13 protein-coding genes are annotated in these 17,126 nt (G+C 43.2%); 1 reads left to right on the forward strand and 12 read right to left on the reverse strand.

What is annotated here, in order from left to right; all coding sequences use genetic code 11:
- Nucleotides 1–478 precede the first annotated feature (478 nt).
- From lysS to pth, 12 genes are all read right to left on the reverse strand, one after another.
- The gene (lysS, locus tag FFM66_RS01855) at nucleotides 479–1,972 is read right to left on the reverse strand and encodes a lysine--tRNA ligase (RefSeq protein ID WP_048603385.1); all 1,494 of its coding nucleotides are present in this window, start codon (nucleotides 1,970–1,972) and stop codon (nucleotides 479–481) included.
- Between the two features lie 105 nt (nucleotides 1,973–2,077).
- Nucleotides 2,078–3,076: a tRNA dihydrouridine synthase DusB gene (gene dusB, locus FFM66_RS01860; protein ID WP_137604874.1), complete on the reverse strand. Its 999-nt coding sequence runs from the start codon at nucleotides 3,074–3,076 to the stop codon at nucleotides 2,078–2,080.
- Nucleotides 3,073–3,960, reverse strand: coding sequence for an Hsp33 family molecular chaperone HslO (hslO, locus tag FFM66_RS01865; RefSeq protein ID WP_137604875.1), 888 nt, complete (start codon nucleotides 3,958–3,960; stop codon nucleotides 3,073–3,075). The genes dusB and hslO overlap by 4 nt, the downstream gene beginning before the upstream one ends.
- A gap of 147 nt (nucleotides 3,961–4,107) precedes the next feature.
- Nucleotides 4,108–6,198: an ATP-dependent zinc metalloprotease FtsH gene (ftsH, locus tag FFM66_RS01870; RefSeq protein WP_137604876.1), complete on the reverse strand. Its 2,091-nt coding sequence runs from the start codon at nucleotides 6,196–6,198 to the stop codon at nucleotides 4,108–4,110.
- Between the two features lie 73 nt (nucleotides 6,199–6,271).
- Complete coding sequence (gene hpt / locus FFM66_RS01875; RefSeq protein WP_048603381.1) at nucleotides 6,272–6,817, reverse strand: hypoxanthine phosphoribosyltransferase; 546 nt, start codon at nucleotides 6,815–6,817, stop codon at nucleotides 6,272–6,274.
- 18 nt (nucleotides 6,818–6,835) lie between these two features.
- Nucleotides 6,836–8,218 (reverse strand): tRNA lysidine(34) synthetase TilS, encoded by a 1,383-nt coding sequence (gene tilS / locus FFM66_RS01880; RefSeq protein ID WP_137604877.1) that lies wholly within the window; start codon nucleotides 8,216–8,218, stop codon nucleotides 6,836–6,838.
- Nucleotides 8,219–8,498: 280 nt separating this feature from the next.
- Nucleotides 8,499–8,954 carry a S1 domain-containing RNA-binding protein gene (locus FFM66_RS01885; protein ID WP_048603379.1) on the reverse strand — a complete coding sequence of 152 codons (456 nt, stop codon included), beginning with the start codon at nucleotides 8,952–8,954 and terminating at the stop codon, nucleotides 8,499–8,501.
- A gap of 44 nt (nucleotides 8,955–8,998) precedes the next feature.
- Nucleotides 8,999–9,409, reverse strand: a complete 411-nt coding sequence (locus FFM66_RS01890) for an FtsB family cell division protein (RefSeq protein WP_048603378.1) — start codon at nucleotides 9,407–9,409, stop codon at nucleotides 8,999–9,001.
- A 67-nt stretch (nucleotides 9,410–9,476) separates the two neighbouring features.
- Nucleotides 9,477–9,746, reverse strand: coding sequence for an RNA-binding S4 domain-containing protein (locus tag FFM66_RS01895; RefSeq protein WP_048603377.1), 270 nt, complete (start codon nucleotides 9,744–9,746; stop codon nucleotides 9,477–9,479).
- 5 nt (nucleotides 9,747–9,751) lie between these two features.
- Nucleotides 9,752–11,338: a putative polysaccharide biosynthesis protein gene (locus tag FFM66_RS01900; protein WP_048603376.1), complete on the reverse strand. Its 1,587-nt coding sequence runs from the start codon at nucleotides 11,336–11,338 to the stop codon at nucleotides 9,752–9,754.
- 43 nt (nucleotides 11,339–11,381) lie between these two features.
- Nucleotides 11,382–14,888 (reverse strand): transcription-repair coupling factor, encoded by a 3,507-nt coding sequence (gene mfd / locus FFM66_RS01905; RefSeq protein WP_371851507.1) that lies wholly within the window; start codon nucleotides 14,886–14,888, stop codon nucleotides 11,382–11,384.
- Between the two features lie 169 nt (nucleotides 14,889–15,057).
- Nucleotides 15,058–15,618 carry an aminoacyl-tRNA hydrolase gene (gene pth / locus FFM66_RS01910; protein ID WP_048603401.1) on the reverse strand — a complete coding sequence of 187 codons (561 nt, stop codon included), beginning with the start codon at nucleotides 15,616–15,618 and terminating at the stop codon, nucleotides 15,058–15,060.
- Between the two features lie 322 nt (nucleotides 15,619–15,940).
- Here pth and FFM66_RS01915 point away from each other — a divergent pair, with 322 nt between their 5' ends.
- A complete protein-coding gene (locus FFM66_RS01915; protein WP_137604879.1) occupies nucleotides 15,941–16,939 on the forward strand; it encodes an L-lactate dehydrogenase in 999 nt (332 codons plus the stop codon).
- Nucleotides 16,940–17,126 lie beyond the last annotated feature (187 nt).

Raw genomic sequence — 17,126 nt, forward strand, 5'->3', positions numbered from 1 at the left:
CGTTTGCTTGCTTTGTTCAGTTTTCAAAGGTCTACTGCGTTGTTTCAGCAACTTTTAAATCATATCAGATTGACAAGTGATTGTCAACTAAAAGTTTGAAGTTTTTTTCGTTTGAACAAAGTGTTTAAAACGAATTTTCCTCGGCTGCTTAACAGCGACTTTGTTATTTTAGCAATCTGTTTGCCGTCTGTCAATCACTTTTTTAAGTTTTTTCCAAACTTTTTTAATTGCTGTTCTCAAGCGTTGTTGCTCTCTTGAGGACATGTAATAATATACCAACTAAAACACGTGAGGTCAATGGATTTCTTGTGCTTTTTTTAACTTTTTTTCATATCCGATTGTTTATTTCTTTCTAGCTGATAATCATTCGTTATTTAAGCTTTTTCATGCAAAATTAACGGGTAAAAAGCGGAAATATCTAGTGAAGTTTTCTATTAAAAAAACCTGCCGATCATTGAAATCGACAGGTTTTTCTATTTTATCTCATTGTTGGGAACAATAGGACGTCGCGAATCGATTGCGCATCAGTCAACAACATGACTAGTCGGTCGATTCCGATTCCTAGTCCTCCTGTTGGCGGCATACCATATTCTAATGCCTCTAGGAAATCTTCATCCACCCCATGAGCTTCATCGTTTCCTTGTTCTCGTTCTTTTTCTTGGTCTTCAAAACGTGCTCTCTGATCGATAGGATCGTTTAACTCAGTGAAGGCATTGGCAAATTCTCTGCCTACAATAAATAGTTCGAAGCGATCGGTAAAGCGACCGTCATCCGGATTTTTCTTCGCCAATGGAGAAACTTCTACTGGGTGACCATAAACAAAAGTTGGTTGTTGCAGTGTATCTTCTACGAATGTTTCGAAAAATTCATTGATGATGTGTCCTACAGTCATCGCATCAGTAATCTCAACATGATGTTTTTTAGCCAATTCACGAGCTTCGGCAACCGTCATTTCTTGCCAGAAGTCAACACCGGTTTGCTCTTTGATGGCATCGACCATGTGGATCCGTTTGAATTCAACTTCCAGGTCAACTTGTTGCCCGTCATAGCTGATGGTTGCATTACCAAGAACCTTTTGGGCGGCGTTGCGGATAATTCCTTCTGTCAGGTCCATCACATCACGGTAATCGGTATAAGCAGTATAGACTTCGAGCATCGTAAATTCTGGGTTATGGGTCGTGTCGATTCCTTCGTTTCGGAAAACCCGACCAATTTCATAAACTTTCTCCATGCCACCGACAATCAGACGTTTTAAATGCAATTCCAAAGCGATACGCAAATATAGGTCCATATCCAATGCATTATGATGGGTCGTAAATGGACGGGCAGCGGCTCCGCCGGCTTGATTGTGCAGAACCGGTGTTTCCACTTCCAAATAGTCCAATCCATCTAAATAGCGACGGATTTCGCTGATAATTTGGCTGCGTTTGGTGAAACGGTCAAAACTTTCCCGGTTGCTGATTAAATCCAAATAGCGTTGACGGTAGCGTTGTTCAACATTCGTCAAGCCATGGTATTTATCAGGCAACGGGCGCAACGCTTTTGATAAAATCGTGATTTCTTTGGCTTTGATGGTTACTTCACCGGTATCGGTTTTCATGATTTCACCGGCTACACCGAAGAAATCTCCAAGGTCAGCATGTTTGAAAACATCATAAGCTGCATCTCCGACTTGATCTTTGCGAACGTAGATTTGGATTTGTCCTTCCCGATCTTGCAAATGGGCAAAGCCGGCTTTGCCCTTGCCTCGTTTGGTAATGATGCGGCCAGCGATACTTGCTGAGAGATTCATTTCCGCTAATTCTTCTTTTGTGCGTTGGTTAAATAATTCATGCAATTCTGCGGAGTTATGGGTCCGGTCGAAACGCTTGCCGAAAGGATCAATCCCCTCTTCTCGCAACTGTTCCATCTTTTGACGACGAACCAGCATTTGGTCATTTAGTTCTTCTTGTGTGTGTTGTTCCTCTGTCACGAGTGTTCCTCCATTCTGTTTTCTGTTCTTTCTTATAATGCCAATGATGGCGAAAAAAAGCAAGACGATTTAAGCTTTTCGTCTTGTTTTTTATTCTTTATGCAGCTATCTTGCTACCGGATGCTGTTCGATTTTTTCTACAAAAGCATCAAGGAGATCAATGATTGTGTGTTGGTCCTCCGCTTGATTGATAGCCACTTTAACTTTTGCCGCGCGAGGAATCCCCTTTAGATAGTAGGAAGCATGCTGACGAAACTCTCTGGCAGCTACTCCTTCTCCCTTTAAATCCACCAAACGTTGCAGATGTACCTTCGCTGTTGCGATTTTTTCTCTTGGCATAGGTTCGGCCATCAACTCTCCAGTTTCCAAGTAATGTTGTGTGCGATGAATCATCCAAGGATTCCCCAAAGCTGCCCGACCGATCATTACACCATCGGCACCGACTTCTTCCAGCATTCGTTTCGCATCTTCCGGGGTTTTTACGTCACCATTCCCCATAAATGGAATCGTGATATTTTGTTTAACTTCTTTTAATACTTCCCAATTTGCCACACCTTCATACATCTGAACCCGTGTCCGTCCATGCATGGCAATTGCTGAGGCACCGGCTGCTTCTGCCGCTTGGGCATTTTGAACGGCAAAAACATGCTGATCATCCCAACCAATACGCATTTTTACTGTCACGGGAATATCGACGGCAGCAGACACCGCATGTACCATTTCATACACTTTATCGGGGTCCAACAACCATTTTGCACCCGCTTCTGCCTTGATGACTTTGTTGACGGGACAGCCCATGTTGATGTCGATGATATCCGCTTGAGTATTTTCCTGAACAAAGCGCGCTGCTTCAACTAAGGAGTCCTTGTTTCCGCCAAAAATCTGAACACTCAATGGATGTTCCCGTTCATCGATATACAGCATCTCCAAGGTTTTTTTGTTACGAAAATGGATACCCTGGTCGCTAATCATTTCGCAAACGACTAATCCGGCACCAAATTCTTTGACGGTTACACGAAAGGCCGCGTTGGTAATCCCTGCCATAGGGGCAACAACAACGCGATTGGGAATCTCTACATTCCCGATTTTCCATGTGTTGTTCATTTTTTCCCTCCCGCTTCTTCCTTTAATGCAGCTAAATCTTCTTCTGTGTACTGATACTTATTATTGCAAAAAGCGCAAACTGCTTCGGCACCATGATCTTCCTCGATCATCGCCTGAATTTCATCTGGTCCTAGAGCGATGATTGCTTCTGAAAATTTTTCTTTTGAACAGTCACAGGCAAATTGCACGTCAATAGTGTCCAAAAATTCCACTTTGGTAGCTGGCAACAGACCTTGTAAAATATCTTCTGGCCGTTGTCCTTCATCCAATAAGGTGGAAATTCGCGGCGTTTCCTTCAACGCCATCTCAATTGCCTCAATTACGGCTTCATCTGCTCCCGGCATGATTTGGATCATGAATCCTCCGGCCGTTTTGATGGAATCATCTGTATTGACTAACACGCTTAACCCAACGGCAGAAGGAATTTGCTCGGATACGGCCAAATAGTAAGTAAAGTCATCCCCCAGCTCTCCTGATACAATTGGTGTTTGACCGGAGAAAGGTTCTTTCAATCCCAAATCCTTGATGACGGTGAACATTCCTTGGGTTCCAACTGCTCCTCGGACATCAATCTTTCCCTGTTCATTCAGAGGCAAACTTAAATGTGGATTTTTGATATAGCCTTTGACGTCCCCGTGACCGTTACTATCGACGATAATCGCCCCGGCAGGACCATCTCCTTGAATCTTGATAGTTAATTTATCTTCACCTTTAACGGTAGCTCCCAGCAACAAGCCGCCAACCAGCGCCCGTCCTAAGGCAGCCGAGGAAGTATTCCATGTATCATGACGCTTTTGCGCTTCGGCAACTGCGTGAGTCGCGCTGACTGCGTATGCACGAACAAAGCCGTCGTATGCTAATGCTTTTACTAAATAATCTTTCATGGGATCAATCGCTCCTTTTGATTTTACTTATGAATCATACTAGGAAGCAGCTTTTTTTTCAACGTTGCCGGTTCAAAACAAATAAAAAACTTAAAAAATCCAGCCAGAGGGACGGATTTTCCGTCTTCTGGCTGGATCTGTCATTTCTTATTGTTCATCTTTTGGTTGATCGGAATCATCTTTTGTGCGAACTTCTTCAGCTTCTGCGTCAAAGTACTCTTTCGCTTCTTCAAAATCAGATTTTTCAGCGGCTTGTTTTTCCGCATCCTTTTCTTCCAAGGCACGTTTTGCTTCTTCAAAAGTTTGTGCTTTTTCGCTTGGGTATTCTTCTTCTGTTCCTTCCGGCATTTTACCTTCTTCAAACAGTGATTTGATTGCTTTCGCATCCAAGGTTTCATGTTGCAACAATTTTTCAGCAATCAATTTGTGTTGTTCGCGATGCGCTTCAATGATTTCCCGCGCTTTTTCATGGGCTTGATTCAAAATGCTTCGTACTTCTTGATCGATCTCATAAGCGACTTGTTCCGAGTAAGCTTTGGTTTGACCGTAGTCACGACCGACAAAGACTTGATGATTGCCTTCATATTGAACAGGTCCAAGTTTTTCACTCATCCCGTATTCAGTCACCATGCTGCGAGCCAAACCGGTTGCTTGTTCAAAGTCATTGGAAGCACCGGTAGATTGAACGTTGAAGATGATTTCTTCTGCTGTCCGTCCACCAAGCAACCCAACGATTTGTTCAAACATATCGTCTTTGGTCATTAGCATTTGATCTTCTCTTGGCAAGGCGATCATGTATCCGCCCGCTTTTCCACGAGGGATGATCGTTACTTTATGCACCACTCGGGCACGGCTTAAGACCAAACCAACGATCGTGTGTCCTGCTTCGTGGTATGCCACCATTTCTCGTTCCCGTTTGCTGATTACGCGATCTTTCTTCGCTGGTCCAGCAATAACACGGTCTTCGGCTTCATCCACATCAGAAGCATCGATTTTCTTTTTATTTCGACGAGCAGCAACTAACGCCGCTTCATTCAAGACATTTTCTAAATCTGCACCGGCAAAGCCTGGTGTTTGTTGCGCTACGACTTTCAAATCAACGTCATCCGCTAACGGTTTGTTCCGAGCATGAACCCGTAAAATCGCTTCACGACCTTTAACGTCTGGACGACCCACCAAAATTTGACGGTCAAAACGACCTGGACGTAGCAAAGCAGGATCTAACACATCGGAACGGTTGGTTGCGGCGATGACGATGACGCCTTCGTTGCCGTCAAATCCATCCATCTCAACCAATAATTGGTTCAAGGTTTGTTCCCGTTCATCATGACCGCCGCCCATACCAGCGCCACGTTGACGACCAACGGCATCGATTTCATCGATGAAGATAATTGCTGGTGCATTTTTCTTTGCGGTTTCAAAGAGGTCACGGACACGACTTGCTCCGACACCAACGAACATTTCTACAAAGTCTGAACCGGAAATTGAATAAAACGGTACGCCTGCTTCACCGGCAACGGCTTTTGCAAGCAAAGTTTTACCAGTTCCGGGAGGTCCTTCCAACAAGACACCGGCTGGGATGCGGGCGCCAAGTTCCACGAAACGCCGCGGATCTTTCAAGAATTCAACAACTTCTACTAGTTCTTGTTTTTCTTCTTCTGCTCCGGCAACATCAGAGAAGCGGATACGGTTGGCTTTTTTGTCAGCTTCTTTGGCTTTGGATTTGCCAAAGTTCATGACACGGCCGCCACCACCGCCGCCACCGCCTTGTTGGCCCATCATCATATAGAAGAAAAAGATAATGATTACCAATGGCAGGAAGCTCATTAACAGTGAAAGCCATACGCCGCTGTTTGATTGTTCTTTGATGACTGTTTTCACATCGTTCTCACTGGCTAAGTCCGTCACTTCGCTAAGTGTGGAATCATTTGGTAGAACGGTTGTAGAAAAACTGGTTGTTGGTGTATCTGTGTCTCCCCAAACAGACAGCCCATTGCTGTTGCTGACCGTTTGTTTTTCTTTGTATTCACCGGTAATTTTGTAAACACCATTTGTTGGCTGGACGGAAAATTCTTTGATTTTGCCATCTCTTAATTGTTCGGTAAATTTAGAGTACTCGATGTCTGGCGATTGCTGGCTGCCGTTTCCAAAGATGAAATAGACGACCATGACCATCGCAAGGAGCACGAGTACATAGTATAAGGTATTTTTCAGCATACCGTTATTTTTCTTATTCATGCTTGCCCTCCCTGGCTATTCTTTTATCAATACTGACCATTACATTGTACCATATCTAAATTGAATTCTAGCATTAATTTGACTGATAAACGCTAGGTTTTAAAACTCCTACATAAGGAAGGTTGCGATATTGCTCAATGTAATCTAAACCGTATCCGACCACAAATTCATTTGGCACATCAAAACCGATATAATCTGCTTCGATATCTACCACACGGCCTTCTTGTTTATCTAACAAGGTCACGATTTTTACTGATTTGGCTTTGCGGTATTTGAACAGATCCACTAGATACGCAAGGGTGCGGCCACTGTCAATGATGTCTTCCACGATTAACAGGTCACGACCTTCAACATTGGTATCGAGGTCCTTCAAAATTTTTACTTCTCCTGATGAAACGGTTGCCTTACCGTAACTGGACACGTCCATAAAGTCCATCTCCAAGTAACAATCCATCGCACGAACGATATCTGCCATAAAATGGATTGAACCTTTCAAAACGCCGATTACTAGCGGGTTCTTTCCTTCGTATTCACTGGTCAGTTCTTTCCCCAACACGTCACAGCGAGCAGAAATCTCTTCTTTGGTAACTAAGATTTTCTCGATATCTTTTTCTAACATTTTCTTCTCCTTCCAATGCTACTTCCGATATTTATAAAGAAGTCTGTAGTGTATTTTATCAGTTTCCTCGGCAATACTCAAATAAGAAAAGAGGACCGGTAGAATTGCCACTATGCGTTGTTCCTCATCTTCCACCAGCCAAGCCCGTTCCCGTTGTTCATTAGGTATTTTTTTATCGATAAACACACGACTGACTTTTTTTTGCAACGCTGGAGTCAGCTGAATCCTGTCTCCTGCCTTGCGTTTACGGATTGTTACCATCGTGGAAAAGTCTACCGGTAAAACTTGACTGAATTCTGACCAAAATTTGACTTTTTTGGGAATTTTCCCCGGTTGATCACTGCGCCACAGCGCCAACCATTCATTTTCTGACAAAAAAAGGCTTTCGCCTAACCGCATTTCGTGGCATTTCAGTGCTTCTTGGCTTTGATTTCGCTGCAAAGAAAAGCGGTCATAGGTTTTGATAACTTGCCAATCTTCCTCAAAATCTAAGGTCCACTGGGCTTTCTCACTATTTAGCTGCTGCAAAATTTTCATCAGCTGCTCTTCACTGGCACCGATTCCCAGTTGTTTGCGACTTTCCATAAAGAAATATTGCAAATAAAAATAGCGTTGAGCAGGCGCATTCGCCAAAAAATCAGGCAAGGCAAACTGCCAATCCGCTTCTCGGTGGACGGCTGTTTCAAACCATGCTTTTTGCTGTTGTGTCACCCAGTCTTCTGCCCAAAGCAATTGCTGAGACAATTGCTGAAAATGCGGTAAAATCTGTGGATTTTCTTTTTTTAACAAGGGAACCACCTGATGCCGCAGCCGATTTCGCTGCATATCCAACGAAGAATTGGTTTCGTCTTCATAATAGAAGATTTTTTTTTGCTGGGCGTAGGTTTGAATTTCTTCTTTGCTGAAGGACAGCAGTGGACGAATCAGCTTTCCGCCAGCAAAAGATTGGCTGGGACGGATTCCGGCAGCACTTTTCAAATTGCCTTCCCGCATCATTTTCATCAGCATCGTTTCCAGTTGGTCATCACTGTGATGGGCTGTCATCAGAGTATCAAAATAATACGTCTGCATCAGCTGACGAAAAAAATCATAGCGAAATTGCCGTGCCGCATTTTCCATCCCGGCGATTGGCGGATTTTCCCAGCGACGAACATAACAGGGAATTCCTTTTTTTTGACAATAGTCCTGCAAAAACTTTTCTTCCTGCTGTGACGCCTCCCGCAACTGATGGTTGATATGAGCCACAGCGATGGTGCAGTCGATTTTTTGACTGACTTTTTCCATCAAATCCAGCAAAACCATTGAATCTACCCCGGTAGAGACCGCCAGCAAAATATTTCGCTGTGGCTCCCAGTAGCCCTCCTGATTGCCCCGCTGCCAAAACGCTGTTTCTAATTCCACACACTTCACCTGCTTTTTTTAAGATTCTATCCTTGATTGAATGACAGAAAAAAAATCCGAACTATCGTAGAAAGCACTCCAAAGCGCCACAGTTTTGCGACAAGGACCAACCGGACCGCAGGAGCAATATTCTATATAGTTCGGATTACATTTGATTTTGGTAATCATGGGTTCAAAAACTTCTAATCAGGAACGAATAGGTCTGATTTCTTTATCTTTGAACGAATGAATACAACTTCATTCCGCCTTTGTTTCACTCTCTGCAAAACAAATTCAGTTATTAGTTGCGACGCCCACCGCGGCCACCGCGTTTTCCTTCAGTATTGCGTTTCAAAGATGTCAGACGGTCATCGCTGTCTTTCAAAAATGAACTCATCAATGAATCGAAGTCTTGTTTATTGGCAGCATTCATTGGGCTTTGCCCACGAGAAAATGATTTCTTTTGTACGGGACGGCTGCTGCGTGGTTCTTTTTTTACAAATTCACGTTTTTCTTGCGGTTGTTCTTGCGCTTTGCGAATTGATAAGCCGATTTTCCCGTCATCTCCAACAGAAGTGACCAATACCGTTACTTCATCGCCAACCTTCAACACATCATTGATATCTTTGACAAAGCCATTTGATACTTCGCTGATGTGAACCAACCCGGTTTTTCTATCCCCTAAATCGATAAATGCACCAAAATTTGTGATACCAGACACTTTTCCTTGTAGCTTAGCTCCTGCTTCGATTGACATATAAAAACTGTTCCTCCTAGTTTTTTCCCTAAATATATATTTCACTACTCATTGGTAGTAGTAGACGATTGTGATTCGCTTGTTTGATTGTCTCCTTCTGGCAAAGGGTAGACACTTTCTCCGTCTTTTGAATAAAAGAAACGGCTGCGGGCTAATTTTGCCACGTAGTCATCGTCCTTCAACAGGGAAACATCATGTTGGAGCTGGGCAACCGTTTTGGCGGCTTCTTCCTGCTCAAGCACTGCTTCCTGCTTGATTTCCCGGAGTTCTTGCAAACGTTGATGGTCTTGAAACAATTGAAACCCGACAAACACAAAAACGGCTATCGCTGCAATAAAAATCGCACCTAAGCGTCGGCGACGAAAAACAACTTGCTGATGTTGTTCTTTGTATTTTGCATACTGAGCCTTTGCATAAGCAGTGTCAAGCGTCGTAATGTTGTTCTCGTTTTTCATCGCATACTCTCTCCATCTCTCGTGATTGTCGTTCTCATTATACCAACATCAAGATAGCTTGTCTAATCTAATTCGCATGACTTTCTTGACGTGTTTCCGAAATAATTTCGTACATTTTTTCTGCATCTTCTTTTTTCGTTGATTCATGCAGTTCGGTGACTTTGATTTCCAAGAGTTTGTTGCCAAATTGAATCTTTACAAGGTCGCCGATTTTTACGGTACTGCTGGATTTTGCCAGCTTGCCGTTGATCTGGATTCGCCCTTTGTCTGCCACTTCTTTAGCAACCGTTCGCCGTTTGATGATTCGCGCGATTTTTAAAAATTTGTCTAAACGCATCGTTTTTAGCTCCTTTTAAAACGTAATATTTTTTTCCCAAATGGCAGTAATAGCCATTCTCTAACAGTAAACAGGCGCAATCGAATCGCGCTGCCGATGAAAAAGACGACGCCAATCGCCACTCCCACCACACTGATTCCCAGTGCCTGCAATCGGTGTTGGACATTACCAAAAAGAAATGCCACACCGCTATAATAAACCAATATACTACAAATCATGATTCCAATACAGAAAATCAATGTTCTGCCGAATTTTCGTTCCCGCCAAAAAGCGTTTAGGCGAGCATCTTCTTTTTTGATCAGCCGCTGTAAAACTATCGCTAAGCCGGCCAACGTTCCTAAGCTGGCACCCACCGTCCCAAATAGCGCCGTCAATCCCCAAGTGGCAATACATTTCACCAAAAGACCCAACCCGGCTGCTTGGATTGATGTACGGAAGCGGTTTTTGCTTTGGGCAATACTTTGATAGGCTTGGATCATCCCCATCAAAAACACGGAAAAAACAAATAGAGTCAGTGTTTCATTTCCGGAAAAATCCTTGAACAGGGCAAAATTCACATAGGGCAGTAATAAAACTAGGCCCACGGAAGCCGCCAGCGCAATACTCGCCGTCAAACGCAGATAAATTTTGGCGGAATTACGAAACAGGCGTTGATTTTCTTGGTGAAGATACCCCGTCAATGCCGGCAAAAAAGTCGAACTTAATGCTGTTGCAGCCACGAGTCCCAACTGTACTAATGGCTGTCCCCGATCGTAAACACCCTTGGCGATTCGTGCCGCCTGTTGTGTCAGTCCGTAGGTTTCCAACGCATTGGTAATGACAAAGGAATCAATCAGCTGAAATAAAATCAGCAGACCACTATAAATAAAAAGCAGACCGCCTTCAATTAAAAAACGTCGCCGTAAGTCCGGATCTTGAGGAGAAAAAAGCGGCAAACGATTCAAACCTAACGTTCGGCCATGAATTTTTTTTTCGTAATGGGCTAAAATCAGCCACGCGGCAGAACCGCCGACCACTGCCCCAAGCATGGCGATTGTTCCGGTTTGATAGATAGACAAACCAAAATGGCGAAAAGCCCAAGCCGCAAGCAATATCACGCTGACCCGCAGCAACTGTTCCACCACCTGCGAAACAGCAGAAGGTACCATTTGAAGATTCCCCTGAAAATTTCCCCGATAAAAGGCCAACGGAGCAACCAATAAAAAGGCGAAGGACACCACCCGAATCAACACTGCTAACTGGGCATTTCCCATCAGGTAAGCGAAAGCTCCCGCACCAAAAAAAGTAGCTCCCCACAACAGAACCGAAGTCCATAAAACCAATGGATACAGTTTTTCCATGCCTTCTCGTTGCGCTTTTAGCGTAGGCTTTTCTGCAATGTATTTGGAGATAAACTGTGGCAGCCCGGAAAGCGCCAGCGTCATCGCCATGCCATAGATTGGATAAACCTGCTGGTACACATAGAAGCCTTCATCCCCCACCACGTTTTGAAAGGGAACTCGATAGACTGCACTCAGTAATTTCGCCACAAAAGATGCCAACGTCAGCACGAAGGCCCCTTGCATGACTGTCTTCATTTGATTTTTTGCCACAAGTTCGCCTCCGCTCTTTTCTGATTTTTACATGGATTGCTCGTTATTCCGGTTTTTTTGTTTTGTATTTTTCTGCCCGTAATGCTTTAACAAAAGACTGAATTTCTTGCAGCCAGACAATCTCCGACATTTTTTGTGGAATCGTCAGTGTAATCTGCATTTTTTCATTGCTGACTCCCAATGCCGCTTTCAGCTTCGTTGCCGTCAACGCTTCAAACAATTGCTCAACAGAATATGTTTTCGTTCCCACCTTGCTCAACACAAAACGCAACTGCTGCTGTTCCTTGCGAATCGTTTCCAGCAGGGCGCGGTCGCCATCCATCTTGATTTGTCCGATTGTCAGCAAATGAGCCACTTCATCAGGATACTCACCAAAACGATCTAACAAATCATCTTGAACTTCATCCAACATTTCTTCTGTTTCCAATTCGCGGATTCGTTTGTAAATCTCGATTTTTTGCCGTTCATCTTCAATATAGGTTCCCGGCAGATAGGCATCGATTCCCAAATCGATTTCCACGGAGGTTTTTTCGGTTTGCGTATTCTTTCCTTGTTTTCGTGCCACAGCTTCAGACAGCATTTGAGAGTACATATCAAACCCAACGGCATCAATAAAGCCATGCTGCTGTGCTCCCAACAGATTTCCCGCACCACGAATCGACAAATCCCGCATTGCAATTTTAAAGCCGGAACCCAATTCCGTAAAATCTTTGATGGCTTGTAGCCGTTTTTCACTGACTTCATTCAATACTTTTTGCTGTTCATACATAAAGTAGGCATAAGCGACCCGATTTGACCGACCGACACGTCCTCGCAATTGATACAGGGTGGATAAACCCATATAATCAGCATTTTCAACGAATAACGTATTGGCATTGGGAATGTCAACACCGGTTTCGATGATGGTGGTAGTGACTAACACGTCATACTGCCCCTCGATAAAATCAAATAGCGTATTTTCTAATTGAATTTCCGTCATCTGACCATGCGCAAAACCGATTCGAGCATCTGGCACCAGCGCTTGGATTTCATCAACTTTTTTCTCAATTGTAGCAACCCGGTTGTACAAGTAGAAAACCTGTCCTCCCCGAGCCATTTCTCGCAAAATCGCTTCACGGATTGCACCGGGATTGGTTTCCATCACATAGGTTTGAATGGGGTAGCGGTTTTCCGGCGGCGTTTCGATGACTGATAAATCACGAACCCCCAGCATCGACATGTGCAACGTACGGGGAATCGGTGTTGCCGTCAACGTCAAGACATCGACTTGTGAACGAAGTTGTTTCAACCGTTCCTTATGCTTCACGCCAAAACGCTGTTCCTCATCCACTACCAACAAACCTAAATCAGAAAACTGCACATCTTTTGACAATAGACGATGGGTACCCACCACGATATCCACTTGACCGGTCCGTAATTGTTCAATGGTTTCTTCCTGTTGCTTTTTCGTACGGAACCGACTCAGCAAACCGATATTTACCGGAAACCCTTCAAAACGATCCATCATGGTTTCATAATGCTGTTGCGCCAAAATCGTTGTCGGAACTAAAAAAGCGACCTGTTTGCTTTCCTTAATGGCTTTAAAAGCTGCCCGCAAAGCTACTTCTGTTTTCCCAAAGCCCACATCGCCGACTAGCAACCGATCCATTGGCTTGGTTTTTTCCATGTCGTGCTTGATTTCTGCCGTACTCCGCAACTGATCGTCGGTTTCCGTATAAGCAAAGGCATCCTCAAATTCTTGCTGGTACCCGTCATCCGGTCCAAACGCATACCCTTTTTCTGATTCTCGTTTGGCATACAGTGCAATCAAATCATCTGCGATATCTTCGATTCGACTGGATACTTTGCGTTTTGTTTTGCTCCATTCACTGCCGCCAAGTTTGTTGATCTTTGGCGTTTTTGATTCAGAAGCTACATATTTTTGGATCAAATTCAACTGAGTGACTGGAATAAATAATTTGTCCTCGTTTTGGTACACAATCGTGAGGTAATCTTGATGGACACCGTCGACTTCCAACGTCTGCATCCCGATAAATTTCCCAATCCCATGATTGGCATGAACGACAAAATCCCCGGGCTTCAATTCATTGTAGCTTTTTAGTCGTTCGGCATTGGAAATCGTCTGCCGCCGCGCACGTTTTTTCTTGACCTTTTGAAAAATCTCTTTTTCCGTCACTACCACTAACCGATCCTGTGGCAATTCAAATCCGCTTTGTAGACTCCCTTGGATGATTTGGGTACGTCCGGTTATTATTTTGTTGGCCGCTGCCTGCACCGCATAAATTTCATGGTCACGAAAATCATTTTCCATTTTTTGTGCGCGTTCAGCATCTGCCACCACAAAAATCACTGTCTGTTGTTGTTTTTCCCAACGGTCGATTTCTGCTTTTAACAAACCGATTTGGCTGAAAAATTGTTGCATCGGGCGGTATTGAAAATTATGGATTGCTTGAAAGCGCAGATTTCCCATTCCTTTTTGGAACAACGCAAAAAACGTAGTGACAAAATTTTCTTTTTGGAAAAATTGATGACTGTCACTGCCAAAATGTTGTTCAGAAAAGACCCGCAGCTCTTCGATTCGTTGCGTCTGCCATTCTGCTTCTTCCCGTTCGATTTCCCGATTTGTTTCCATAATTCGGGGATAATCGTCCACAAACAACAGACTGTCAGGCAGAAAGTAATCTGCTACTGTATGCTCTTCTTCGTACAACAAATCTGCATAGTAGTTCGCATTTTCTCCCGGCAAATTTTCTTGCCAAGAAGCCGCTAATTGACCAAAATAATCTGTTAAAAATTCCTTGTCTGTGGCTTCTTTCGTAACGGCCAAACGTTTTTTCAGAACTTCCTCCAGCCGCTGCCGCCCGTGAGCCATATCGGCTTCTGAAAAAACCAATTCAGTGGTCGGCGTAATCGTGACCTGCTCCACATTGCCCACAGATCGTTGCGTCTCCACGTCAAAATAGCGCATTGAATCGATTTCGACATCAAACAATTCAATACGGATTGGATATTCAGAGGTGATGGGATAAATATCAAGGATACTACCGCGAATACTGAATTCGCCGGGTTTTCCAATCATACTTTGGCGCTCATAGCCCATTAAAAGCAAAGTTTGCGGCAATTTTTCCAGTGCAAGTTCTGTGCCGATGTTCCAATGAAGCTGGTACTCCCGCCAGGTTTGCGGATCAGGTAATAATTTTCGTAGAGCCGCTACCGGTACGACGTAAATTCCTTTTTTTTGCTGACTGACCGCATTTAAGGTTTCTACTCGTTCCGCCCGAGCTTCTGGAGAAGAAAATGCCATCTCCGCCGACAACACTTCGTCCACCGGAAAGAGGTAAACATTCTCTTCCAAGTTACGTAAATCTTCCGTTATCTGATTGGCATAGTACAGATTAGGTGTGACCAAAATAATTTGTTTTTGAAATTTTTGATACGTTCCAAGAATTGCCAACGTTTTTGCCGAACCGGATAATCCCGTCAGCAATTGCCGCTTGGCTTGTTGCTTGATTTGTTCCTGCCACTGATTGATCAGCGGCGTTTGGTTCATAACATCAACCAAGTTCATTGTTTTGCCCCTCGTTCATTTTAATGTATGCCATTTTCTTACTAGAAAATGACGTTTGATTTTCTCTACATATATCATTCTGCTAGACCACTTGGTAAAAGTGGAACTGAAATTCGTGTTTATTATATAGTAATAAAATTTCTGTGTCTGTTTAATTAAAGTGGTTCATCGTTGCGGTGAAGTCTTGGTTTTCCAGGTAAAATTCACAGGCTGCCACCGCTTTGTCAATGCTGGCTGCAATCGTTGGCAGATCTTCTTTGGCAAAGGGACTCAAGACGTGATTCACTACAGTCATTCCTGCACGTGGTCGGTCGATCCCGATTTTCACACGATCAAAAACAGTGGTGCCTAAATGAGAAATCAGACTCTTCATTCCATTATGTCCCCCCGCACTACCCTTTTGTCGCAGTCGAATTTTTCCTAGCGCCAAATCCAAATCATCGTAAACAACCACCAACTCTTCAGGAAGAATGCCATAATAGGTCATCAGCGGTCCAACAGCACGACCAGAATCATTCATAAATGTTTGAGGCTTCACAAGAAATACTTTTTCTCCATTACTAAAAAAGTCGGCGATTTCCGCTTCGAAAGGACTTGTTTTAAAGCTGATCTGCTGTTTCTTTGCCAACTGGTCAACTGTCATAAAGCCGACATTATGTTTTGTCATTTCATATTTTTTTCCGGGATTTCCCAACCCGACAATCATTTTCATAAAACACATTCACTCTTCTCTTCAAACACAAAAGGCTGGACGGTATCACTACCACCCAGTTGTGTCTTTTCTAATTCTAAAAAATTATAACACAGACGAGAAGGTTGTCGTTACCCATAAACCTCTAAATTTTCATTAAACTTTTAAAGAAGCCGCTAAAAATTTGAAAACTGGCAATCCTATTATTTCAACATTGTAAGCTTTTACACAATATAACAGTTAAAAAAACTGTTATAATTTCAAGCGTATTAGATGACAGTCACAAGGAGAAATGGTACGATTGTGTAGGATAGAACAAATCTGAGGAAGGAATGATACAACAATGACAGATGTCGAAAAAAGAGAGTTTCTTAAAGATCACCAAAAAGTAATTCTTGTCGGAGATGGTGCAGTAGGTTCCAGTTATGCTTTTGCCTTAGTCACACAAAATATTGCGCAGGAAGTCGGAATCGTTGATATTAATACAGCCAAAACTGAAGGAGATGCACTGGATTTAACCGATGCTCTTGCATGGACTTCACCAAAGAAAATTTACTCTGCCACTTATGCGGATGCCCATGATGCAGATTTAGTTGTCATTACAGCCGGCGCTCCTCAACGTCCTGGAGAAACTCGCTTGGATTTAGTTCACAAAAACTTAAAAATCAATCGCAGTGTTGTGACACAAATCGTAGAATCCGGATTTAACGGAATCTTCTTAGTCGCAGCAAATCCTGTGGATATTTTAACTTACGCAACGTGGAAATTCTCTGGTTTCCCTAAAGAACGCGTTATCGGTTCAGGAACATCTCTTGATTCCGCTCGTTTCCGTCAAAAAATTGCGGAACTTGTCAACGTGGATGCTCGTAACGTCCATGCCTACATTTTAGGTGAACACGGCGATTCAGAATTCCCTGTTTGGTCTCATGCCAACGTTGCTGGTCTGCAAATTTATGAATGGATCAAAAATAATCCTGACGTTGATGAAGAAGCAATGGTCAACATGTTCTTTAGTGTTCGTGATGCTGCTTATACCATTATCGAGAAAAAAGGTGCGACCTTCTATGGTATCGCTACTGCCTTGGCCCGGATCACCCGCGCCATCTTGAATGATGAAAATGCCGTGTTCCCATTATCTGTTTATTTGGATGGCGAATACGATCAAAACGACATTTATATCGGTGCTCCTGCCGTAATCAACGCGCAAGGTATCCAACAAGTTATCCAAATTCCATTGACAGATTCCGAACAAGATCGGATGAACGCTTCTGCTTCAGAATTGAAAGCAATTTTGACACAAGCATTCAGCGACCTTGAAAAAGAAGACGCAGAAAACAAATAAAAAAATAGGGCTCATCCATTCGATGGGTCCTATTTTTTCTTTTTTCACTTTCTAATTAACCACCAATTATTACATTAAGGTTTTCTAAGTTTATCTTTAGTTTCAAGCATTATATTCGTTTTTTTTCTTTAATGTGCTATCATAAATTTACATATTTTGATATTCAATTTAAATCTACTTAGAGGAG

It is taken from the genome of Enterococcus songbeiensis (genome assembly GCF_005405265.1).
GTDB classification, from domain to species: Bacteria; Bacillota; Bacilli; order Lactobacillales; family Enterococcaceae; genus Enterococcus_C; species Enterococcus_C songbeiensis.